Annotated in this window: 16 protein-coding genes; 3 read left to right on the top strand and 13 right to left on the bottom strand. The window is 71.6% G+C overall.

Translation table 11 applies throughout. The annotated features are described in order from the left end of the window. Positions 1–17: 17 nt before the first annotated feature. The 5 genes from ACFZBP_RS22560 to ACFZBP_RS22540 form a co-directional block, all read right to left on the bottom strand. Positions 18–1,157 (bottom strand): acyl-CoA dehydrogenase family protein, encoded by a 1,140-nt coding sequence (locus ACFZBP_RS22560; RefSeq protein WP_391415520.1) that lies wholly within the window; start codon positions 1,155–1,157, stop codon positions 18–20. 56 nt (positions 1,158–1,213) lie between these two features. Then, complete coding sequence (locus ACFZBP_RS22555) at positions 1,214–3,058, bottom strand: biotin carboxylase N-terminal domain-containing protein (protein ID WP_391415518.1); 1,845 nt, start codon at positions 3,056–3,058, stop codon at positions 1,214–1,216. Positions 3,059–3,068: 10 nt separating this feature from the next. Continuing rightward, complete coding sequence (locus ACFZBP_RS22550) at positions 3,069–4,667, bottom strand: carboxyl transferase domain-containing protein (protein ID WP_391415516.1); 1,599 nt, start codon at positions 4,665–4,667, stop codon at positions 3,069–3,071. After that, positions 4,664–6,298, bottom strand: coding sequence for an acyclic terpene utilization AtuA family protein (locus tag ACFZBP_RS22545; RefSeq protein WP_391416082.1), 1,635 nt, complete (start codon positions 6,296–6,298; stop codon positions 4,664–4,666). The genes ACFZBP_RS22550 and ACFZBP_RS22545 overlap by 4 nt, the downstream gene beginning before the upstream one ends. Positions 6,299–6,405: 107 nt before the next feature. After that, positions 6,406–7,200 carry a TIGR03084 family metal-binding protein gene (locus ACFZBP_RS22540; protein ID WP_391415514.1) on the bottom strand — a complete coding sequence of 265 codons (795 nt, stop codon included), beginning with the start codon at positions 7,198–7,200 and terminating at the stop codon, positions 6,406–6,408. A 195-nt stretch (positions 7,201–7,395) separates the two neighbouring features. Between ACFZBP_RS22540 and ACFZBP_RS22535 the strand changes: the two genes are divergently transcribed. After that, positions 7,396–8,352: a hypothetical protein gene (locus tag ACFZBP_RS22535; protein ID WP_391415512.1), complete on the top strand. Its 957-nt coding sequence runs from the start codon at positions 7,396–7,398 to the stop codon at positions 8,350–8,352. A gap of 196 nt (positions 8,353–8,548) precedes the next feature. Here ACFZBP_RS22535 and ACFZBP_RS22530 read toward each other — a convergent pair whose 3' ends face one another. The 3 genes from ACFZBP_RS22530 to ACFZBP_RS22520 form a co-directional block, all read right to left on the bottom strand. Beyond that, a complete protein-coding gene (locus ACFZBP_RS22530) occupies positions 8,549–9,523 on the bottom strand; it encodes an EamA family transporter (RefSeq protein ID WP_391415510.1) in 975 nt (324 codons plus the stop codon). A gap of 173 nt (positions 9,524–9,696) precedes the next feature. Beyond that, the gene (locus ACFZBP_RS22525; RefSeq protein ID WP_383447368.1) at positions 9,697–10,830 is read right to left on the bottom strand and encodes a lipid II:glycine glycyltransferase FemX; all 1,134 of its coding nucleotides are present in this window, start codon (positions 10,828–10,830) and stop codon (positions 9,697–9,699) included. Positions 10,831–11,126: 296 nt separating this feature from the next. Beyond that, positions 11,127–14,045, bottom strand: coding sequence for an FAD-linked oxidase C-terminal domain-containing protein (locus tag ACFZBP_RS22520; protein WP_391415507.1), 2,919 nt, complete (start codon positions 14,043–14,045; stop codon positions 11,127–11,129). Positions 14,046–14,227: 182 nt separating this feature from the next. On the opposite strand from ACFZBP_RS22520, the gene serC reads away from it, so the two are divergent. After that, positions 14,228–15,346: a phosphoserine transaminase gene (gene serC / locus ACFZBP_RS22515; RefSeq protein WP_391415505.1), complete on the top strand. Its 1,119-nt coding sequence runs from the start codon at positions 14,228–14,230 to the stop codon at positions 15,344–15,346. Positions 15,347–15,403: 57 nt separating this feature from the next. Here serC and ACFZBP_RS22510 read toward each other — a convergent pair whose 3' ends face one another. The 4 genes from ACFZBP_RS22510 to ACFZBP_RS22495 form a co-directional block, all read right to left on the bottom strand. Next, the gene (locus tag ACFZBP_RS22510; protein WP_391415503.1) at positions 15,404–16,507 is read right to left on the bottom strand and encodes a serine hydrolase; all 1,104 of its coding nucleotides are present in this window, start codon (positions 16,505–16,507) and stop codon (positions 15,404–15,406) included. A 200-nt stretch (positions 16,508–16,707) separates the two neighbouring features. Next, positions 16,708–18,273 carry a cellulase family glycosylhydrolase gene (locus tag ACFZBP_RS22505; RefSeq protein ID WP_391415501.1) on the bottom strand — a complete coding sequence of 522 codons (1,566 nt, stop codon included), beginning with the start codon at positions 18,271–18,273 and terminating at the stop codon, positions 16,708–16,710. Positions 18,274–18,475: 202 nt separating this feature from the next. Continuing rightward, complete coding sequence (locus ACFZBP_RS22500; protein WP_383447350.1) at positions 18,476–19,303, bottom strand: ABC transporter permease; 828 nt, start codon at positions 19,301–19,303, stop codon at positions 18,476–18,478. Continuing rightward, the gene (locus ACFZBP_RS22495; RefSeq protein WP_383447347.1) at positions 19,300–20,301 is read right to left on the bottom strand and encodes an ATP-binding cassette domain-containing protein; all 1,002 of its coding nucleotides are present in this window, start codon (positions 20,299–20,301) and stop codon (positions 19,300–19,302) included. The genes ACFZBP_RS22500 and ACFZBP_RS22495 overlap by 4 nt, the downstream gene beginning before the upstream one ends. Before the next feature lie 90 nt (positions 20,302–20,391). Here ACFZBP_RS22495 and ACFZBP_RS22490 point away from each other — a divergent pair, with 90 nt between their 5' ends. Further along, entirely contained in the window at positions 20,392–21,177 is a 786-nt protein-coding gene (locus ACFZBP_RS22490; RefSeq protein ID WP_391415498.1) for a TetR/AcrR family transcriptional regulator C-terminal domain-containing protein, read from the top strand. An 88-nt stretch (positions 21,178–21,265) separates the two neighbouring features. Here ACFZBP_RS22490 and ACFZBP_RS22485 read toward each other — a convergent pair whose 3' ends face one another. Next, positions 21,266–22,258 carry a WD40 repeat domain-containing protein gene (locus tag ACFZBP_RS22485; RefSeq protein WP_391415496.1) on the bottom strand — a complete coding sequence of 331 codons (993 nt, stop codon included), beginning with the start codon at positions 22,256–22,258 and terminating at the stop codon, positions 21,266–21,268. Positions 22,259–22,358: the final 100 nt, after the last annotated feature.

Genomic DNA, 22,358 nt, shown 5'->3' with positions numbered 1-22,358 from the left:
GTGCCGGGCGGTGCCGGTCAGTACGACTTGGGCAGGCCCAGGGTCTGGTGGGAGACGTAGTTGAGAATCATCTCCCGGCTCACCGGAGCAATACGAGACACGCGCGCGGCGGTTATCAACGAGGCGAGCCCGAACTCGCGCGTGAGGCCGTTCCCGCCGAGGGTGTGCACCGCCTGGTCGACCGCCCTCACACAGGCCTCCCCGGCCGCGTACTTGGCCATGTTGGCGGCCTCACCTGCGCCTACGTCGTCTCCCGCGTCGTACAGGCAGGCCGCCTTCTGCATCATCAGACGGGCCAGTTCGAGGTCGATGTGCGCCTGGGCGAGGGGGTGCGCGATGGCCTGGTGGGCGCCGATGGGGGCCTTCCAGACGGTGCGGTCGCGGGCGTACTCGACGGCGCGGGCGAGTGCGTACCGGCCCATGCCGATCGCGAAGGCGGCCGTCATGATGCGCTCTGGGTTGAGGCCGGCGAAGAGCTGGAGGAGGCCCGCGTCCTCGTCTCCGACGAGCGCGTCCGCGGGGAGGCGTACGTCGTCGAGGGTCAGCTCGAACTGCTTCTCGGCGGCGTCGAGTTCCATGTCGATCCGGCGGCGTGTGAAGCCTTCGGCGTCGCGCGGGACGATGAAGAGGCAGGGCTTGAGGTTGCCGGTGCGGGCGTCCGCGGTGCGGCCGACTAAGAGGGTGGCGTCGGCTATGTCGACGCCGGAGATGAAGACCTTGCGGCCGGTGAGGATCCAGTCCCCGGTGTCCGGGTCGCGGCGGGCCGTGGTCGTGATGCGGTGGCTGTTGGAGCCGGCGTCGGGTTCGGTGATGCCGAAGGCCATGGTGCGGGTGCCGTCGGCGAGGGCGGGGAGCCAGTCGCGTTTCTGCTCTTCGGTGCCGAAGCGGGCGATGACCGTGCCGCAGATCGCCGGGGAGACGACCATCATGAGCAGGGGGCAGCCCGCGGCGCCGAGTTCTTCGAGGACGATGGAGAGTTCGGCTATGCCGCCGCCTCCGCCGCCGTGTGCCTCCGGCAGGTTGACGCCGAGGTAGCCGAGTTTGGCTGCCTCGGACCAGAGGGCTTCGCGGTCGTAGGTACGGCCGTGGCGGTTGCCGAGGGCGGCTACCGCGGACCGTAGGGCCTTGTGTTCTTCTGATTCGAGAGTGGTGGGCATGGGACTCCTTCCCGGGTGCGGGTTGTGTGTGGTTGCTCGCGCAGTTCCCCGCGCCCCTAGGGTTCTTGCACTACCGCCAGCAATGCGCCGACCGTTACCTGCTGACCAGGTACGGCATGCAAGGCGCTCAGCGTGCCGGTGGAGGGCGCCACGACCTTGTGCTCCATCTTCATCGCCTCCAGCCAGAGCAGGGGCTGACCGGCCTTTACGGTCGCGCCCTCGGTCAGGCCGTCGGCGACTCGTACGACCGTCCCGGGCATCGGGGCGAGCAGCGAACCCCGCGCGTGTTGTGCTGTCGGGTCCGGGAAGCGGGGCAGTGCGGTGAGGCGCGTGGTGTTGACGTGGATCTCGTCGCCGTACCTTGCGACCTCGAAGTTCCTTCGTACGCCGTCGACTTCGAGGACGACGAGATGTGCGTCGGCGTGTACGACCCGTACGCCGTCCGCTTCCAGGCCGCCCGCGCGGGTGTGCCGGTAGCGGACCTCGATCTCCTCGCCGGCCATCAGATAGCGCTTGGTCCAGGGCTGGGAGGGGACGTTGCGGAAGCCGCCGAAGCGGGAGCGGGCGTGGGTGTCGGCGAGGGCCGCGGCGAGGGGGGCGTGCGGGTCGGGGGCGGGCTCGGTGAGTTCGGTGAGGTGGCGGTCGTAGAAGCCCGTGTCCATGCGGGCGGTGGTGAACTCCTCGTGGCGCAGGGAGCGGACGAGGAGGTCGCGGTTGGTGGTCGGGCCGTGGAGTGCCGCCCGTTCCAGGGCGCCCGCGAGTCTGCGGATCGCCTCCGCGCGCGAGGGGGCGTGGGTGACGAGCTTGGCGAGCATCGGGTCGTAGTGGACGCCGATGTCGTCGCCGTCGGTGAAGCCGGTGTCCAGGCGGACGCCGGCGGGGACGGCGAAACGGTGCAGGGTGCCGGTCTGCGGGGCCCACTCGTGGGCGGGGTCCTCGGCGTAGAGGCGGGCCTCGATCGCGTGGCCACGCGCGGGTGGCGGGTCGTCGGGGAGGGCGTGGCCCTCCGCGACGCGGAGTTGTTCGGCGACCAGGTCGAGGCCGAAGACGGCTTCCGTCACGGGGTGTTCGACCTGGAGACGGGTGTTCATCTCCAGGAAGTGCGCGGTGTCGCCGGCGACGAGGAACTCGACGGTGCCGGCGCCCACGTAGTCGACGGCTCGGGCGGCACGTACGGCCATGTCGTGGAGGGAGGCGGTCAGTTCGGGGGTCAGGCCCGGTGCGGGGGCCTCCTCGACGACCTTCTGGTGGCGGCGCTGGAGGGAGCAGTCGCGGGTGCCGAGCGCCCAGACCGTGCCGTGGGTGTCGGCGAGGATCTGAACCTCGACGTGGCGGCCGTTCTCGACGTACGGCTCGACGAACACCTCGCCGTCGCCGAAGGCGCTCGCGGCCTCGGTGCGGGCGCTCTCCAGGGCGGCGGGCAGCTCTTGCAGCCGGCGTACGACGCGCATTCCGCGTCCGCCGCCGCCCGCGGCCGCCTTGACCAGGACGGGGAGGTCGGTGTCGGTGACCTCGCCGAGGGGGGCGAGGCCCATCAGCTCCTTGGCGCGCGTCTTGGACGCCATGGCCTCGATCGCCTCCGGGGGCGGGCCGATCCAGACGAGGCCTGCGTCGAGGACGGCGCGGGCGAAGTCGGCGTTCTCGGAGAGGAAGCCGTAGCCGGGGTGCACCGCGTCCGCGCCGGACGCGAGGGCCGCCTTCACGATCAGGTCGCCGCGCAGATACGTGTCGGAGGGCGCCGCCCCCGGCAGCCGTACCGCCGCGTCGGCCACGCGCGCGTGGAGGGCGTTCGCGTCGGCGTCCGAGTACACGGCGACCGTTCGGATTCCCAACTCACCGCAGGTGCGGAAGACACGGCACGCGATCTCGCCCCGGTTGGCCACGAGCACAGAAGTGATCACTGGTGATCCCTCACATCCGGAAGACGCCGAAGCCACCGCGCGCGCCCTCGTAAGGCGCGGTGTGGATGGCGGACAGACACATACCGAGGACCGTGCGGGTGTCGCGCGGATCTATGACGCCGTCGTCGTACAGCCGCCCGGACAGGAACATGGGCAGCGACTCCGACTCGATCTGCCGCTCCACCATGGCGCGCAGGGCGGCGTCGCCCTCCTCGTCGTAGGGCTGCCCCTTGGCGGCCGCCGACTGCCGGGCGACGATCGAGAGCACTCCGGCGAGCTGCTGAGGGCCCATGACGGCCGACTTGGCGCTGGGCCAGGCGAAGAGGAAGCGGGGGTCGTAGGCGCGCCCGCACATGCCGTAGTGGCCGGCGCCGTACGACGCGCCCATGAGGACGGAGAGGTGGGGTACGCGGCTGTTGCTGACCGCGTTGATCATCATCGCGCCGTGTTTGATGATGCCGCCCTGCTCGTACTGGCTGCCGACCATGTAGCCGGTGGTGTTGTGCAGGAAGAGGAGGGGGACGTCGCGCTGGTTGGCGAGCTGGATGAACTGGGCCGCCTTCTGCGACTCCTCGCTGAACAGGACCCCCTGGGCGTTCGCCAGCACGCCGACCGGATAGCCGTGCAGGGCCGCCCAGCCGGTCGCCAGGCTCGTTCCGTACATCGGCTTGAACTCGTCGAAGTCGGAGGCGTCGACGATGCGGGCGATGACCTCGCGCGGGTCGAAGGGGGTGCGCAGGTCGCCGGGGACGATGCCGAGGAGTTCGTCAGCGGGGTACTTGGGGGGTTCGGCGGGGCCCGGATCGTCGTACGCCTTGCGGTGGTTGAGGCGGGCGACCACGCGGCGGGCCTGGCGCAGGGCGTCCGGCTCGTCGACGGCGAAGTAGTCGGCGAGACCCGACACGCGCGCGTGCATCTCCGCACCGCCGAGGGACTCGTCGTCGCTCTCCTCGCCGGTGGCCATCTTCACCAGGGGCGGGCCGCCGAGGAACACCTTGGCGCGCTCCTTGACCATGATCACGTGGTCGGACATGCCGGGGACGTACGCCCCGCCTGCCGTGGAGTTGCCGAAGACGACCGCGACGGTGGGGATCCCAGCGGCCGACAGTCGTGTCAGGTCCCGGAAGATGGCGCCTCCGGGGATGAAGATCTCCTTCTGGGAAGGAAGGTCGGCGCCGCCCGACTCGACGAGGTTGACGACGGGCAGCCGGTTGGCGAGGGCGATGTCGTTCGCCCGCAGGGCCTTCTTCAGCGACCACGGGTTGCTCGCTCCGCCGCGCACGGTCGGGTCGTTGGCGGTGATCAGGCACTCCACGCCCTCGACCACGCCGATACCGGTGACGAGGGACGCGCCGACCGTGTGGTCGCTGCCCCAGGCGGCCAGCGGGGACAGCTCCAGGAAGGGCGTGTCGGGGTCGAGGAGCAGCTCGATGCGCTCACGGGCGAGGAGCTTGCCGCGCGCCCGGTGCCGTGCGACGTACTTCTCGCCGCCGCCCGCGAGGGCCTTGGCGTGCTCGGCGTCGAGTTCGGCGAGCTTGCTGAGCATGGCCTCGCGGTTGGCCGCGTGTTCGGGGCTCTTCGGGTCCAGGGAAGAGGCGATGACGGTCACAGGAGGATCTCCGGGATGTCGAGGTGGCGGCTGCGCAGCCATTCGCCGAGTGCCTTGGCCTGCGGGTCGAAGCGGTGCTGGGCGGCGACGCCCTCGCCGAGGATGCCCTCGACGACGAAGTTGAGGGCGCGGAGCCCGGGCAGGACGTGCCGGGTGACCTTGAGTTCCCGGCTCTCGGGGATCAGCTGCCGGAACCGGTCGGCGGTGAGCTCGTGCGCTAGCCAACGCCAGGCGGCGTCCGTCCGCACCCAGACACCGACGTTGGCGTTGCCGCCCTTGTCCCCGCTGCGGGCACCCGCGACTAGGCCGAGAGGGGCGCGTTTCGTGGGCGAGGGCGGCAGGGGCTCGGGGAGGGCCGGGACCGGCACGTCGTCGAGTACGGCCGTGTCGTGGGCCGACGGCACAGGAACCCGGCGTCCGTCGTGGAGGACGGCCACATGGGCGACGGCATCATGGGGGACGTACACATCCTCGAAGACCCCATAGGGCGAGCCCTTTCCCGGTGGCGCCACCACATGGAAGCCGGGGTAACTGGCGAGCGCCAGCTCCACCGCCGCCCCGCCGAGCGCCCGCCCGACGACCTCCTGGTCCCGGTCCCGCACGACGAGCCGCAGCAGTGCGCTCGCCGTCTCCTCGGTCGTCGCGTCCGGCCGGTCGGTGCGCACCAGGTCCCAACGGACCTCGGCGGGTGGCGACTTGGCGAGCGCGTCCGTCATCTGCGCGTGCACCAAGGCGGCCTTGGCCTCGATGTCGAGGCCGGTGAGCACGAAGGCGACCTCGCCCCGGAACCCGCCCAGGCGGTTGACGCCCACCTTGAGGGTCGGGGGCGGGGCCTCCCCCCGTACGCCCTCGACGCGGACGCGGTCCGGGCCGTCCTGGGTGAGCCGTACGGTGTCCAGACGGGCGGTGACGTCCGGCCCGGCGTATCGGGCACCCGCCGTCTCGTACAGCAGCTGGGCGGTGACCGTGCCGACGTCGACGAAGCCGCCGGTGCCGGGGTGCTTGGTGATGACGCAGGTGCCGTCCTCGTGGAGTTCGGCGAGGGGGAAGCCGGGGCGGCTCAGTCGGTCGAGGTCGTGGGCCTTCTCGTGGAAGAAGGCGTAGTTGCCGCCGGTCGCCTGTGCCCCGCACTCCAGCACATGTCCGGCGACCACGGCGCCCGCGAGCCGGTCGTGGTCCCCCGGCCCCCATCCGAAGTGCGCGGCGCCGGACCCGGTGACCAGCGCCGCGTCCGTCACCCGCCCGGTGACGACGATGTCCGCGCCCTCCCGCAGACAGGCCGCGATGCCGAAGCCGCCGAGGTAGGCGTGGGCGGCCAGGCTGCCGGGGTGGGCGGCGGTGAGGTCGTCGCCCTCGACGTGGGCGACGCGGACGGGGACGCCGAGCCGGTCCGCGAGCCGCCGTACGGCGTCGGCGAGCCCGGCCGGGTTGAGGCCGCCGGCGTTGGCGACGATCCTGACCCCCCGCTCCCGCGCCAGCCCGAGGCACTCCTCCAGCTGCCGCAGGAAGGTACGGGCGTATCCGGCGCCGGGGTCCTTCAGCCGGTCGCGGCCGAGGATGAGCATGGTCAGCTCGGCGAGGTAGTCACCGGTGAGGACGTCCAGTTCGCCGCCGGTGAGCATCTCGCGCATGGCGTCGAAGCGGTCGCCGTAGAAGCCGGAGGCGTTGCCGATCCGCAAGGGCGGAAGGGCGGGGGGCGAGGTCGGGGGCTTCAGCTGGGTCGGCGAGGCGGGCGGGGTCACCGTCCCGTCCCCTTCGGTGCGCGACCCGCGCCGGGCGGGCCCGCGAAGACCTGGGCGATGTCGAACCAGCGGTCGGCGTCGGGGCCTTCGGCGCGCAGGGCGAGGTCGGAGCGGTGGGCGCGCTGGGTGACCAGGAGACAGAAGTCCAGCGCCGGACCGGTCACGCGCTGCGGGGCGTCCTCGGGGCCGTATGCCCACACCTCGCCGGAGGGCGAGACGAGTTCGACCCGGAAGTCGTCGAGCGGCACGGGGAGTCCGTGCACACCGAAGGCGAAGTCCCGCGTCCGCACCCCGATCCACACCACATGCCTCAGCCGGTCGGTGGGTGTGCGCACCACACCCAGCGCGTCGGCGATGTCCAGACCGTGAGCCCAGGTCTCCATGAGCCGGGCCGTGGCCATGGAGGCGGCGGACATGGGCGGCCCGTACCAGGGGAAGCGGACCCCCTGTGGGGCCTCGCGCAACGCCGTGTCGAGCGCGGCCCGCCCTTCCCGCCACCGCGACAGCAGCTCGGCGGGCGGAAGACCGGCCCCTTCCTCCGCCCCCTCGTCGACGAACGACCCCGGCGTCACCAGCGCCTTCTCCACCAGAGTGTGGAAGGCGTCCATGTCGGTCACCGCCAGCAGCGCCGAGTGGTCCGTCCAGGCGAGGTGCGCGATCTGGTGGGCGACGGTCCAGCCGGGCGCCAAAGTCGCGAGCGCCCACTGACCGTCGTCCGACTCGGCGACCAGCCGGTCGAGTTCCTCGCTCTCCTCGCGCAGATCGTCGAACACGGGCGTCGGATCGGACACGGTGCGCTCCCCTCTGGCACGGCGTGGTGAGGAGCATGGCAGCGGGAACAGAAACAAGCAAGCGTGCTTGCATGAATTGAGAAGTGTTCACCCAGGGAAGGTTGTGGGTGTGGGTGGGGCGTGCGATCAATACACTCGGCCGCCGCGCCCGTCGCATGGGCGACGCGTCTCTCACACATCGGGGGAAACACAGGGATGAGCAACTGGAACCCGGGCGGACAGCCGCCCTACGACCCACACCGGCAGCCGCAGTTCCCGCCGCCTCCTGGCCCGTACCCGCCTCAGCCCACCCCGCCGGTCGGCGGCCAACCGCCCCACGGCCCGCACCCGTACGCGCCCCATCCCCACTCGCCGTACCCGTACCCGTACCCGCCCTACCCGGTGCCGCCGACGCCCGCGCCGCCCGGCCCCTTGATGCGGCTGTGGCGGCGGATCGGCCCCGTCCACACCGCGCGCAGGGTCTTCAAGCCGTCCAGGCCGGGCATCGTCGAGGACGCCGCGGTGGCCCGCATGCAGAAGATCCGCACCTTGGTGGGTCTGGCCGCGGTGGTGTGGATGTCGGTCACCTACAAGATCGCCGACTCCATCGGGGACGTCGTCGACAACCGCACCGACCAGTCCTGGATCAGCGTCCTGATGCTGGCCGTGACCTTCCCGGTCGCGGTCGGCATCCTGCTCGCCCTGGTGCCGGACACGGCCCGACGCGAGCTGCTGCGCCGTTCGGCCAGGTGTTTCGGTGCGATCGTGGCGCTCCTGGCCGCGGTGTTCGTGTTCCCGGTGATCGTGCTCACCGGCTTCGCCGAGGGTCGTTTCGCGACCGGCCCGGCGATGACCGTCGTCACGGTCGTCGTCCTCACGGTCGTCTTCGTGTGGGTGCTGCCCTTCATAGTCTGGGGCGTGGGTCTGGCGCTCACCCATGTCTTCCGCACCGCCGACATCCACGAGACGCTGCCGCCGCTGCTGGCCATGGCACTGGTGTGGGAGATGGCCCTGGTCGACCTGTTCACCGGTGCCTACGCGGGCGTGCCGGTACCGGTCCGGATGCTGCTCGTGCTCGGCGCCCCGGCCTCGGTGACCGCGGCGGGCCTGTGGGAGCTGCGCCGGCTGCGCGTGAACCACGGGCTTACCGTGCAGGGCCTGCTGATGCGCTAGGGGGTGTTCTGAAAATCCCGTGCGGTGCCCGCGGTGTCCGGTGCGGCGAGGGTGCGTGCCGGGCGCCGCGGGTGCTGTGCGGGGCTTTCACCCCTAGGGCCCTTCTGATGAATCTCCGCGGCGTCGCGACGCCCGGCACGCACCCTCGGCGCACCGAATGCCGCTCCTTCTCCCACGGAGATCCATCAGAAGGGCCCTAGGCGTCTCGATCACGGGCGTTGCCCTGGCCGTAGGCGACGGCCTTCGGCTTCCCACGCCCCACCTGCGTCCGTACCGCCCCCATGCTCGCCGCGATGACCAGGGCGATGGCCAGGGCCTGGGGGGCGGTGAGGGCCTGGTCGAGGATGAGGAAGCCGGCAGTCGCGGCGACGGCGGGTTCGAGGCTCATCAGGATGGCGAAGGTGGCCGCGGGCAGGCGGCGCAGTGCGAGGAGTTCGAGGGTGTAGGGGAGGACCGAGGAGAGGACGGCGACGGCCGCGCCCAGTCCGACGGTCACCGGGTCGAGCAGTTTCGTGCCCGATTCGGCGATGCCCAGGGGCAGGAACAGTACGGCCCCCACCGCCATGGCGAGCGCCAGCCCATCGGCCTGGGGGAAGCGTCGGCCCGTACGGGCGCTGAAGACTATGTACGCCGCCCACATGGCGCCGGCACCCAGAGCAAAGGCGACACCTACGGGGTCCAGGCTGTCGAAGCCTCCGCCGCCGAGGAGGAAGACACCGGCGAGGGCGAGTCCGGCCCAGACGACGTTGACCGCGCGCCTGGACGACAGGACGGAGAGGGCGAGCGGGCCCAGCACCTCGAGGGTGACCGCGGCGCCCAGCGGGATGCGGGCGACGGACTGGTAGAAGAGGCCGTTCATCGCCGCCATGGTGATCCCGAAGACGATCACCGTGCCCCAGTCGGTACGGGAGTGGCCGCGCAGCCGGGGACGGCAGATCACCAGCAGGACGACCGCCGCGACCAGCAGCCGCAGCGCCACCACGCCGAGCGCACCGGCCCGCGGCATCAGGCTCACCGCGAGCGCGCCGCCGAACTGCACGGAGATCCCTCCGGCGAGCACGAGCCCGACCGGCCCGAGGGAGCTCAAGCGGCGCGGGCCGCCGACGGCCGGCTCGGGAACGGGCCGGGCGTGGGTCGGTGCGGGGGTGGCGGCGGCGTCGGGGGTGCTCACGGGCGTTCCAGGGCTCGACTCGGACGGACGGGACACGGCGGGGCCGGTTTATGCGTTCATCGTGCTGTACTGCGCAGTCCAGGGTAGTAGACCTCGTCAGGTGTGTGAACCCCTTACGCCACTGTCCCAGAGTCTGGACGGGCGGACTCGTACAGCCCTGCCCGACCGTCGGACTACCGCCGCGCCATGTACAGATCCAGCGCCTTGTGCAGCAGCCGGTTCAGCGGGAAGTCCCACTCCCCCAGGTACTCGACCGCCTCGCCCCCGGCGCCCACCTTGAACCGCAGCAGGCCCAGCAGCTGGTTGGACTCCTCCAGCGTGTCGGTGATGCCGCGGAAGTCGTAGACGGCGGCGCCGAGTTCGTGGGCGTCGGTCATCATGCGCCACTGCATGGCGTTGTTGGGCTGGACCTCGCGCCTGCGGTCGGTGGAGGCGCCGTAGGAGTACCACACGTGTGTGCCGACCGTCAGCATCGTGGCGGCGGCGAGGGTGTCTCCGTCGTGGTGGGCGAGGTAGAGCCGCATGCGGTCGGGGTGCTCGGCGGTGAGCGCGGTCCACATGCGCTGGAAGTAGGGCAGCGGGCGCGGGATGAAACGGTCCCGCTCGGCGGTCTCGACGTAGAGGTCGTAGAAGACGGGCAGATCCTCGGAGCCACCCCGCACGACCTTCACGCCCGCCTTGTCGGCCTTCTTGATGTTGCGCCGCCACTGCTGGTTGAGGCCGCGCTGGACGTCGTCCAACGACCGCCCGGCGAAGGGCACTTGGCAGACGTACCGCGGCTGCCCGGCCGCAAAGCCCTCCTCGCTCCCCGGCTCGGCCTGCCGCCAGCCGGCCCGCCGCAGGCCTTCGGCGATGTCGAGGGCACGCCGGTCGCAGGAGGTCGGCTCGGCGTCCCGCAGTCGCCGGGCGGCCGGGTCGGCGATGGCGGCCTTCACCGCCTCGCCGCTCCAGCGGCGCACGACGACGGGCGGGCCCATCTTCACCGAGAAGGCGCCCCTGCCCTTGAGATGGGCGAGCATCGGCGCGAGCCACCGCTCGGCGAGGTCGGGCGCGTGCCAGTCGATCAGCGGCCCCTCCGGCAGATACGCCAGGTACTTCTTCAGCCTCGGCAGCGGCCGGAAGAGCGCGAGCCCGGCCCCGACCAGCCGCCCCTCCCCGTCGAACCAGCCCAGACTCTCCGGCGTCCAGTCCGGCTTCACCTCGCCCCAGGCGGGCGTCTGCATATGGCTGGCGGAGGGTCGGGCCGCGACGAAGGCGAGGTGCTGGTCGCGGGTGAGGGGCTGGACGCGGAGGGGCGGTCGGGTCACGGGCGGGGCTCCTTGCGGATGGTCGATCGAGCCGGATCAGGCGGCCGACGCAGGCCGGACCGAGCCGGATCGGACGGGATCCGACCAGCCTACGAAGCCGCTCCGCGGCCGAAGTGCACCAAAATGTACTGGTCGTAGAGCCTCACTCCGGTGGCCGTGAAGTCGGCCCGGGTGACGATCGCGCAGCGCACGTTCACCTCGCAGGGGGAGCAGCGCGGCGAGACCGGCGGCCGCGGCCGCGAGGGCTCCGCGCGGCAGGCGTGGGGGTGGCAGGTCTCATGGACGGAGGACGCCCTTCACTCTTCGCCCACCACATCGCCACCGCCCTCCAGTGCGTCCGCCAGGACCTCCGCCAGGTGCCGCCCTCGCACCCCCGCCAGCTGTTCCAGCTGTGTCCGGCACGAGAACCCGTCCGCCAGCACCACGGCCCCCTCCCGCGCCGTCCGCACGCCCGGCAGCAACTGCTCCTCCGCGCACGCCACCGACACCTCGAAGTGCCCCTCCTCGAACCCGAAGTTGCCCGCGAGACCGCAGCAGCCGCCGCTCAGCTCCCCGCTCAGCCCCGCGGCCGCGCGTAGTCGGCGGTCGGCCGCGTCGCCCAGGACCGCGTGCTGATGGCAGTGGGTCTGCCCGGTGACCGGCCGGTCCAGGCGGGGCGGCGTCCAGTCGGGAGCGAGCCGATCCAGCGCCTCCGCGAAGGTCAGGACGCGGTCGGCCAGGCGGCGGGCCCGCGGATCGTCGTGCAGCAGCTCCGGCAGGTCCGAGCGGAGTGCCGCCGCGCAACTCGGCTCCAGGACGACGACCGGCGCGGGGCCCTCCAGCACCGGCTCCATCAGGTCGAGCGTGCGGCGCAGCACCGCGCGGGCACGGTCGAGCTGCCCCGTGGAGACGTACGTCAGCCCGCAGCAGACCCGCCCCCGCCCCCGGAGCAGCGAGACCGGGTCCATCGCCACCGCCACACCCCCGCCGGCTCCCCCGTCCCCCGATGGCGTCCTCATCCGCACCGTCGGCGGCAACGCCACCCGCAGCCCGGCCGCCTCCAGCACCCGTACGGCCGCCTGCCCCACGGACGGCGAGAGGTGCTCGGTGAAGGTGTCCGGCCACAGGATGACCAGCTCACCACTCCTGCCCAGGCCCCCGCCTGCCGCCGCCGCTCCCTCACGCCGCCGCTCCCACCACCGGCTGAACGTCTGCGTCGCCAGCCGCGGAATCTCCCGCTCCGGCGCGATACCGCCGAGCCGTTTCGCCGTCCACGCCAACGGCCGTACACCGGCGAGCGCGTTGACCAGCGAAGCGGTACGCGTGCGTGCCACGAGCCGCAGCCACTCCGGCAGCCGCCCCATGCTGTGGTGCGCGGCCGGGCGGCGCCGTCCCTCGTAGTGGTGGTGCAGGAACTCCGCCTTGTACGTCGCCATGTCGACCTCGACCGGACAGTCGGACCGGCAGCCCTTGCAGGCCAGGCACAGATCCAGCGCGTCCCGCACCTCCGTCGAACGCCACCCGTCGGTCACCAGTTCCCCGGCGAGCATCTCGTGCAGCAGCCGGGCACGCCCGCGCGTGGAGTGCTCCTCGTCGCCGGTGGCCCGGAAGGACGGGCACATCACGGCGGAGCCGGTCGCCGAGGTCGTACGGCACTTGGCGACCCCGACGCAGCGCCGAACGGCCGCCGAGAAGTCGCCGCCGTCGGCCGGATACCCGAAGGCGACGTCGACCGGCTTCCGGGGCAGGACGGAGAAGCGGAGGTTGGAGTCGAGGGGGGCGGGGCGCACGAGCATGCCCGGGTTGAGCAGATCGTCCGGGTCCCACACGCCCTTGGCCCGCTCGAAGAGACCGACCAGCTCCTCCCCGTACATCTTCGGGAGCAGTTCGGCCCGGGCCTGCCCGTCCCCGTGCTCCCCGGACAGCGAGCCGCCGTGCGCCACGACGACCTCGGCGAGCTCCTCCGAGAAGCGCCGGAAGCGGCCGACGCCCGCCTCCGTGAGCAGGTCGAAGTCGATACGGACGTGGATGCAGCCGTCGCCGAAGTGCCCGTACGGGGTGCCGCGCAGCCCATGGGCGGTCAACAGGGCGCGGAAGTCCCGCAGGTAGGCGCCGAGCCGGGCCGGTGGCACCGCGCAGTCCTCCCAGCCGGGCCAGGCCTCGCTCCCGTCCGGCATCCGGGTCGCCGTACCGCTCGCGTCCTCCCGGATGCGCCACAGGGCCCGCTGCCCGGCCGGGTCGGTGACGACGAGGGCGTCGACGACATCGGCGGCCCGCACGATCGCCTCCGCACGCGCGCGTGCCTCCGCCTCCGACTCCCCGCCCGTCTCGACGAACAGCCAGGCGCCGCCCGCCGGCAGCGCGGTCGGCGAGGGCACCAGGTCGGCCGCCATGCCCTCCACCGTGAGCGGCCCGTACGGCAGCAGCCCGGCGGCCGCCTCCGCCGCCGCGCTCTCGTCGGGGTACGCCAGCACGGCGAGCGCACGCGCGCGTGGCGCCTCCACAAGGCGTACGACCGCCTCGGTGAGGATCCCGAGAGTGCCCTCGCTGCCGCAGAAGGAACGGGCGACATCGGCGCCCCGCTCGGGCAGCAGCGCGTCGAGCGCGTATCCGGAGATACGGCGGGGCAGCTCGGGGAACCCGGTCCGCAGCCGGGCGAGGTCCCCCTCCACCAGTTCCCGCAGCCCCTCCGGCGCACCGGCCCACTCCCGCCCGAGCCGCAGCCGCTCCCCGCGCCCGCTGATGACGTCCAGCTCCCGCACGCTGTCCGCGGTCGTCCCCCACGCCACCGAGTGCGCGCCGCACGAGTTGTTGCCGATCATTCCGCCGAGCGTGCAGCGGCTGTGAGTGGAGGGGTCGGGCCCGAAAAGGAGCCCGTGCGGGGCGGCGGCGTCCTGGAGGCGGTCGAGGACGAGGCCGGGCTGGACGACGGCGGTGCGGGTCTCCGGGTCCAGCGACACGACCTTGTTCATGTGCCGCGTGAAGTCCAGGACGACACCCGTGCCGGTGGCCTGTCCCGCGATCGAGGTGCCTCCGCCACGGGCCACGACCGGCACCATGTGGTCGCGACACACCTCCAGCACGGCGGCGACGTCCTCGGCATCATGTGGTGCGACCACACCCAGGGGGACTCGCCGGTAGTTGGAAGCGTCCATGGTGACCAGCGCCCGGGAGGTGACATCGAACCCGACCTCGCCCCGGACGACGGTTCGCAGAGCAGCCTCAAGATCCGTCATACCTCCAGCAAACCAGCTGACGGCCAGCAAACTCGGCCCGTCCGGCGTTTGAGGGCAAGGCCCCTTCAGGGCCGAAGCGGGGGTCTGGGGGCGGCAGCCCCCGGGGAGACGCTCACGAAAACGCCGTCTCACCCGACGGACCAGGTTTCACCCAGGTTTCCCGAAACAGCTACGCTCCCATCGTGGCTGAGATCCAGATTCCCGCTGACATCAAGCCCGCCGACGGACGTTTCGGCGCGGGCCCCTCCAAGGTGCGGACGGAAGCGCTGGACGCGCTGGCCGCGACCGGAGCCTCCCTCCTCGGTACCTCCCACCGCCAGGCCCCGGTCAAGAACCTGGTCGGCCAGGTGCGCGAGGGCATCCGCGAGCTGTTCCAGCTCCCCGAGGGCTACGAGGTCATCCTCGGCAACGGCGGCTCGACGGCGTTCTGGGACGTCGCGACGCACGGCCTGATCGAGAACAAGTCGCAGCACCTGAACTTCGGCGAGTTCAGCTCGAAGTTCGCCAAGGCCGCCAAGCTGGCCCCCTGGCTGGCCGAGCCCACCGTCATCGCCAGCGACCCCGGCACGCACCCGGAGCCGCGGGCCGAGCCGGGCGTGGACGTCTACGCCTTCACCCACAACGAGACCTCGACCGGTGTCGCCATGCCGATCAAGCGTGTGGCGGGCGCGGACGAGGGCTCCCTGGTCCTGGTCGACGCCACCTCGGGCGCCGGCGGCCTCCCGGTCGACGTCTCCGAGACGGACGTCTACTACTTCGCCCCGCAGAAGTCCTTCGCCTCCGACGGCGGCCTGTGGATCGGCGTCTTCTCCCCGGCCGCGATCGAGCGCGCCGAGCGCGTCCACGCGTCCGGCCGCCACATCCCGGAGTTCTTCTCGCTCCCCACGGCGATCGACAACTCCCGCAAGAACCAGACGTACAACACCCCCGCCCTCTCCACTCTCTTCCTCCTGAACCAGCAGCTGGAGTGGATCAACGGCCAGGGCGGCCTCGACTGGGCGGTCCGCCGCACGGCCACCTCCGCCCGCACGCTGTACGGCTGGGCCGAGGACATCAAGTACGCCAGCCCGTTCGTCACCGACCCGGCCAAGCGCTCGGCCGTCATCGGCACGATCGACTTCAGCGACGAGATCAACGCGGCAGCCGTCGCCAAGACCCTCCGCGCCAACGGCATCGTCGACACCGAGCCCTACCGCAAGCTCGGCCGCAACCAGCTCCGCGTCGCCATGTTCCCGGCGATCGACCCGGCGGACATCGAGGCGCTGACGAAGTGCATCGACTACGTGATCGAGAAGCTGTAGTCGCTCTCCCACGACGACGAAGGGCGCCCGGCGAACACCGGGCGCCCTTCGTCGTGTTCAGGCCGCGCCGAGTTCGCCGAGCAGCCGGAAGGTGAGGGCGTCGACCGGGCGGGCGGCGGTCGGGGTCTCCTCGCTGAAGGTGTTCACCATCATGACCACCGCCACGCCCCTCTCGCGGCTGAACGCGGCGCAGGTGCTGAACCCGCCGGTGCCGCCGTTGTGCCAGGTCATGGTGGAGCCGCCGGGCAGCCGGCTCAGGTGCCAGCCGAGGCCCAGGCGCAGGTTCCGGTCCACCGTGAACCGGGGCCGCTGGGTCACTTCGATCGCGTCCCGCAACGGCGAGCTGGCGGGCCGGAGTTGGGCGCGCAGGAAGCGCACCATGTCGTCGGCGGTGCTGTACATCGACGTCCCGGCCGCGCTGAGAACCCGGTCGTGCCAGTCCGGAACCGGCTCCCCCTCGAGATGCCCGACCACCTTGCGGGACGCCATGTCCGGCCGCAGGGTCGTCGTCGTGTCCACCATGCCGAGCGGCTCCGCAACCCGGTGCCGCAGCATCGAGTCGACGTCGTCGAAGGCCAGCGCCTGGCCGAGCAGGCCGAACCCCAGGTTCGAGTACGCGTGGACCGCACCCGGCTCGGTGCCCAGCTCGGTGACCCGCAGTCCGGCGGCCAGGTCGTCGAGCGTGTAGTGCGCGTAGGGGTCGTACGGATCCGCTCCCGGGAGCAGGTTCGGCGGCAGGGAGGGCAGACCGGAGGTGTGGGTCGCCAGGTGGGCCAGGGTGATGCGCCGACTCCCCTTGCGCGGGACGGGGAACCCGGCGGGCAGCACGAGCGGCGCGTCCAGCCGTGCCTCGCCCGTACCGGCGGCGCGCGCGAGAGCCGTGGCGGTGAGCGTCTTGGTGATGGAGCCGAGCTGGAACACCGTCCTGCCGTCCGGCGCCGACCGCCCCGCCGCCGCGCCGGCGCCCTCCACGTATGTACGCCGTCCACGCACCACCCCGCAGACCACACTTGGACTGCCCGCGGCCACCGCCTGATCCAGGTACCGCCTGACAAGCGCGGGCAGGCCGTCGCCGGCGGCTGCGGCGTTGCCCGGCAGCAGCGACACTCCTGCCGCCGCCGTAACCGTCGCCGTCGCGCCGAGAAACTTCCTTCGGTTCATGGGTTGCTCCCCCGTCGAGATCACCAGTCCTACTCGACATTACGTTATTACGTAATGCCGAGTAAACAGGATGTACCCCTCGGCACAGAACAGCGAAGGGCGCCCCGGCGGATCACCGCGGGGCGCCCTTCGTTGCGTGCAGGGGCGTCCGGCACCGAACCCGGGCGCCCCTCACCCTCACGTAGCCGTCCACCTCGCACTCAGGTCGCCGTGCAGCTCACACCAGGCGCACCCCCGCCCCCAGGCGTCCCCGAGAAGCCGAAGCTCGCCGAAGCACCGACCCCGAGCGCCCCGTTGTGGTCGACGTTCGACGCGCTGACCGTGCCGCCGCTCTGTGTGTAGGACGCGTTCCACATGCTGGTGACCTTCTGGGCGCCGCTCCAGCTCCACGTCACTTTCCAGGACTTGAGCGGCGCCGCCCCCGTGTTGGTCACCTTCACCTCGGCGTTGAAACCGCCACCCCAGTCGCTGCTGATGCTGTAGGCGGCGGTGCAGGTCGCCGTGGAGCCGCCCGGGTCGGGGTCCGGGTCGGGGCCGCCCCCGCCGCCGGCCGGGAAGCCCGGCGCCTTGATGCTCGCCAGGTAGCCGTCCTTCACCGTGTCCACCGTCTGCCAGTCGTCCTTGAGGATGCCGCCCGTGTCACCGGAGTTGGGGTTCCAGGACCAGAACGTCCAGTGGAAGGAGTCGGCGCCGTACGTCGAGGTCGAGCGGAGGTAGGTCACCAGCGTGGTCAGCCACTTCTGGTCCGCGGCCGACTGGAGTGTCGTGCCGAACTCGCCGAGCCAGACCGGGGCGATGTTCTGCTTGAAGATGTAGCCCCAGTACTTGTCCCAGACGCCCGGCAGGTTGTCGGGGAAGGACGGGTCGCTGAACCACGGCTGCTGGGCGACGCTGGTGGCGTAGTCGTGGGCCGAGTAGACGAGCCGGTTGGGGACGTCCAGCTGGACCGGGTGCTGGGCGACGCCCATGAGGTTGCCGCCCCACCAGCCGTTGACGCCGTTGTACGACTGGACGCCCTCGACCATGACGAGGAGGTTCGGGTTGGCGGACAGGACCGCGTTGCCGGCCCGCTGGGCGGCGAGGCGCCAGTCGCGGGTCGTGTCGCCGCAGCCCCAGCAGGCGGGGTCGTGCGGCTCGTTGTGCAGGTCGATGCCGACGACGGTCGGGTTGCCGGCGTAACGCGTGGCCAGCGCCTTGAGGTTGGCGATCCAGGTCGACTCGGGGACCGCCGAGGTGTACCAGAGCGCCGACTGGCCGCCCGCGTCGGGACGGTGCCGGTCGAGGACGATCTTCAGGCCGATCTGACCGGCGTACGCCACGATCCTGTCCATGACCTGCAAGGACGTCAGCCCTCGCAGGTCCGCGTTCTTGCCGTCGGCGTAGTTGACGCTGTCCGGCATCGTGCCGGGCTTGAGGATGTCGTCGCTGAAGGGCAGGCGGAGGGTGTTGTAGCCCAGCGAGGTCATCTGGTCGAGCATGCTCTTGTAGTCGCGGGCCCACAGGCCGTGGACGACGTGGTTGCCGGTCTCGAAGCCGAACCAGTTGATCCCGGCGATACGGACCGGCCGCCCGGCCGCGTCCAGGATCTGCCGGCCGCTGGTGTGCCAGTAGCCGGCACCTGCCTCGGCGGCGACATCGGCGGCGACGTCGGCGGTGGCCCGTAGCTCACCGGACCTCGCCGCGTCGGCGGCCTGCGCCCCGGCCCCCAGCGGTAGCAGCAGTGCCGCCGCGGCCACGCACAACGCTCTTCGCAAGCTGCGGAACATGTCCTTGTTCCTCTCGGGGTGGCGCGGCCCCGGAACGATGGGAGCGCTCCCATGCGCCGCGCACCTCCCAGGAAACTGACGCGCCATGGGCACGTCAAGGAGGTGCGCGGGCATTCACCGGTTCAGCCCGGACCCGACCGGGCTGAACCGGACCCGACGACGCCCGCCGAGGCCCGTCCAGATCAGGCCCGATCCAGCCCCGTCACCGGCTCAGCTTCTGGAAACGGCGCACCGCCAGCGGCAGAAAGATCACCGTGAGGATCACCGGCCACACCCCCGCCATCAGCAGGGCGTGCTGCTCGACCCAGGAGTCCCCGGCCACCGCCTCGCCCGGCACCCCGAACAGTTCGCGGCTGGCCGCCGCCGTGGAGGAGATCGGGTTCCAGGCCGCCACCCAGCCCAGCCAGTCGGGCATCAGCTGGGGCGCGACGAAGATGCTGGAGATCATCGTGAGCGGGAAGGCGACGGCGAACAGGCCGCCGGCGGCCTCCGGGTTGGGCACCAGCAGCCCCAGCCACACGCCGATCCAGATCAGCGCGAACCGCAGCCACAGCAGCAGACCGAAGGCGCCGAGGAAGCCGAGGCCGCCGTCCGGGCGCCAGCCCATCGCGAAGGCCGTCAGCATCATGATCGCCAACTCGGCGCAGGCGGCGAGCAGATCGGTGATCCCGCGCCCGGCGACCACCGCGGAGGAGGCCATCGGCATGGAGCGGAAACGGTCGATGACGCCCTTGGTGGAGTCGTAGACGACCAGCGTCGCGGTGTTGATGAAGCCGAAGGCCATCGTCATCACGAACATGCCCGGCATCAGGAAGTCCTTGTAGTCCCCGCCGCCGGGCACCTTCATGGCACTGCCGAAGACATAGCCGTAGAGGAGGACGGACAGGATCGGGAAGCCCAACTGCCAGGCGATGTTGACCGGTTGGCGCTGGTAGTGGGTGATGCCGCGGCGGACGATGTTCCAGACGTCGGCGAGCGCCCAGTACAGGCGGCCGTGCGTGGCCGGGACGGTCAGGTCTACGGCGGTCATGCGACGGCCTCCTTCTCTGCCGACGGGGTGGACTCGGTGCGGTGACCGGTCAGCCGCAGGAACACGTCGTCGAGACTCGGCCTGCGCAGCCCGATGTCCTCGACCTGGACGCCCTCGTCCTGGAGGGTGCGCGCCACCTCGGTGAGCGCGGAGACCCGGTCGGTGACCGGGGCGTGCACCCGCGACTCGTCCTCGTCGACCTCCGGTTCGCCGTCCGAGACCCGGGCGATCACCTTCACCACGCGCGGGATGTCGGACCGCTCGGCGACCACGACCTCGATACGGTCGCCGCCGACCAGGTTCTTCAGCCCGTCCGGGGTGTCGTCGGCGATGGCCCGCCCCTGGTCGATGACGGTGATCTGCGAGGCCAGCTTGTCGGCCTCCTCCAGATACTGCGTGGTCAGCAGTACGGTCGTGCCGCTCGCCACCAACGCCCGCACCGACTCCCAGACTTCGCCGCGGCTACGGGGGTCGAGTCCCGTCGTCGGCTCGTCGAGGAAGAGGACGGCCGGGGCGAGGATCATGGAGGCGGCGAGGTCGAGGCGGCGCCGCATGCCGCCGCTGTACTTCCCCACGCCCTTGTCGGCGGCGTCGGTCAGGTCGAACTGCTCCAGCAGTTCCGTGGCGCGCAGCTTGGCGCGACTGCCGCCGAGGTGGAACAACCGGCCGAACATCTCCAGGTTCTGCCGGCCGGTCAGCACCTCGTCCACGGCCGCGTACTGCCCGGTGAGTCCGATCCGCGCCCGTACCTCGCGCGGGTCGCGGGCCACGTCCAGTCCGGCCACCGTCGCACGGCCGCCGTCCAGCTTGACCAGCGTGGACAGGATGCGCACGGCGGTGGTCTTGCCGGCACCGTTGGGCCCGAGCAGGCCGTGCACGGTGCCCTCCCGTACGGCCAGATCGAAGCCGTCGAGGGCGCGCTTCTCGCCGTAGCGCTTCTCCAGCCCTTCGGCCCGCACCGCGTATCCGTCGCCGTGTCCGCCGCTTCCGTCACCCATGGGGGTCCCCCTTTCCTTTAACTGGGTACACCGTACCCGATTGCGCGTACACCGTACCCAGTTTTTCCCGAAGGACTTAAGCTGAAGCGCATGACGAGCGGCGAGGGCGGTAGCGGCGGTACGGAGACCAGTGGCAGCGGCGATATCGTCCGCACCCTCGAGCTCCTGTGGGAGACCGGCCGACGGCCCAGTCGCGGCCCCAAGCCGGCCCTGACGCTGGACCAGATCGTGGAAGCGGCCGTCCGGGTGGCGGACGCGGAGGGGCTGGAGTCGGTGTCGATGCGCCGGGTCGCCGCGGAGCTGGGCACCGGCACGATGTCGCTGTACCGGTACCTCCCCGGCAAGGCCGAGCTCCTCGACCTCATGCTGGACCGCGTCCAGCGCCCCTCCGAGAACCCCGCCGACCTCGGCGACGGCAGCTGGCGCTCGGCGCTGGAGGCCATGGGCCGCGCGACCCTCGACCTCTACCGCCGCCACCCCTGGCTGCTCCAGGTCAACCAGTCCCGCCCGATCCTCGGTCCGAGCGCCCTCGACGGCATGGAGAAGGTCCTCGACCGCATCAAGCCGATGGGCCTCACCGACCCCGAACTGGTCTCGGCGATCATCATGATCGACGGCTACGTCGTCGGAGCCGCGCGCACCCAGCTGTACGCGCAGGAGGCGGAGCGCCGGACGGGCCTGACGGACACGGAGTTCTGGCAGGCCCAGACCCCGATGCTGGAGAAGATCATGGCCTCCGGCCGCTACCCCCTCCTCGCCTCCCTCGACGAGAACACCTGGGGCCCCGACTTCGACCACTTCGAGTTCGGGTTGCAGCGGATCCTGGACGGTCTGGAGGTTTTCGTGGCGCGGCGGGGGGCCGAGGGGCGGGGGTAGGTCGCGTCAGGTGGGGCCGAGTCCGCCGCGCGCGCCTGTGGTTCGCCTCAGCCCGGCCGGTGTCGTCCGAGGCCGTTCACCCCGGCCATCACTTCCGGCGCAGCAGCCGCCGCATCCCGAACAGGACGACACACGCGGCGATCACAGCGAAGGCACCGACCTTGAGCTTGCCCTCAGGGCTGTCGCCCCCGTCGTCCGTCGAAGCCGAACTGCCGCTCCCGGACGACGAGTCGGAGGAGCCGGCGTCGCCGGGTGCGGGTTCCGCCACCACCGCGCTGCCGACGCCCTCGCTGCCGAGCATCAGCTTGGTGCCGTCGGTGGAGTAGCTGGCGGACTCGCCCTGGCCGAGGGGGACGCCGATGCGCTCCAGCCGCTTGAGCTTGCCGCCGTTCCAGTCGTAGGCGATGCCGCCGAAGTAGCCGCGCACGGCGAGGGTCCTGCCGTCCGGGGAGAACGCGGCGTCGGTGGCCCACATGTCGACGGGGACGGTGGGCTTGAAGACGTTGGTGCCGGAGGCGGAGAGCTCGGCCGGGCCCGCGTACAGGTGCCCGCCGTCCTCCTGCTTGTCGATGATGTAGACGCGCCCGGTCTTGGGGTGCACGGCGAGCGACTCGGCGTCGCGGCTGCCGTCGGAGTACTTCACGACGTACTGCGTGGCCCGGATCGTCTGGTCCTTCAGCGTCTTGGGCTCGGGGAGACGGTAGATCCAGACGTACGGCCACTGCACGCCGTCGTTGTCGCCGATGTCGCCGACCCAGATCTCGTTGTTCGGCCCGATGGAGATCGCCTCGACGTCACGCGGGGTGCCCACGCCGGTCATGGTGATCCTCGCGACGGTCTCGCCGGTGCCGCTGTCCACGGCGTAGAGGTAGGCGCCCTCGTCCTGGTCGTTGTGCGTCCAGTAGATGCCGGGGTGCTGACGCGAGGCGGCGAGACCGCTGGACTCGGTGATGCGCGGGTCCTTGATCGTGAAGTCCTCGTTGCCCTTGCCGTCCCCGTCGGCGGCGGAGGCGGCGGAGACGGGCAGGGCGCAGGCCCCCGCGAGCATGAGTCCGGCGAGAAGGGCGATCGGTCGACGCATGAGCCAAGACTGCCATCCGGCCCGACGATTCGGCGGCCGGGTCGGGAGAGGGGGACCGGTGGAGGGCGGCCGGGTGGCGGGTGGTGGCCCGCCCGGGCAG

The organism is Streptomyces sp. NPDC008086 (assembly GCF_042957325.1).
GTDB lineage: Bacteria > Actinomycetota > Actinomycetes > Streptomycetales > Streptomycetaceae > Streptomyces.
Note: the sequence above shows the minus strand (reverse complement) of the source record. Positions and strands in the feature narration are given on the sequence as shown.

What these genes read in the sequence shown, in the direction of transcription:
- ACFZBP_RS22535 (WP_391415512.1), top strand. Translation starts at nt 7,396, where the DNA reads ATGAGCAACTGGAACCCGGGCGGACAGCCGCCCTACGACCCACACCGG.
- ACFZBP_RS22545 (WP_391416082.1), bottom strand. Translation starts at nt 6,298, where the DNA reads ATGCGCGAGATGCTCACCGGCGGCGAACTGGACGTCCTCACCGGTGAC.
- ACFZBP_RS22520 (WP_391415507.1), bottom strand. Translation starts at nt 14,045, where the DNA reads ATGACGGATCTTGAGGCTGCTCTGCGAACCGTCGTCCGGGGCGAGGTC.
- ACFZBP_RS22500 (WP_383447350.1), bottom strand. Translation starts at nt 19,303, where the DNA reads ATGACCGCCGTAGACCTGACCGTCCCGGCCACGCACGGCCGCCTGTAC.
- ACFZBP_RS22510 (WP_391415503.1), bottom strand. Translation starts at nt 16,507, where the DNA reads ATGAACCGAAGGAAGTTTCTCGGCGCGACGGCGACGGTTACGGCGGCG.
- ACFZBP_RS22560 (WP_391415520.1), bottom strand. Translation starts at nt 1,157, where the DNA reads ATGCCCACCACTCTCGAATCAGAAGAACACAAGGCCCTACGGTCCGCG.
- ACFZBP_RS22495 (WP_383447347.1), bottom strand. Translation starts at nt 20,301, where the DNA reads ATGGGTGACGGAAGCGGCGGACACGGCGACGGATACGCGGTGCGGGCC.
- ACFZBP_RS22505 (WP_391415501.1), bottom strand. Translation starts at nt 18,273, where the DNA reads ATGTTCCGCAGCTTGCGAAGAGCGTTGTGCGTGGCCGCGGCGGCACTG.
- ACFZBP_RS22485 (WP_391415496.1), bottom strand. Translation starts at nt 22,258, where the DNA reads ATGCGTCGACCGATCGCCCTTCTCGCCGGACTCATGCTCGCGGGGGCC.
- ACFZBP_RS22490 (WP_391415498.1), top strand. Translation starts at nt 20,392, where the DNA reads ATGACGAGCGGCGAGGGCGGTAGCGGCGGTACGGAGACCAGTGGCAGC.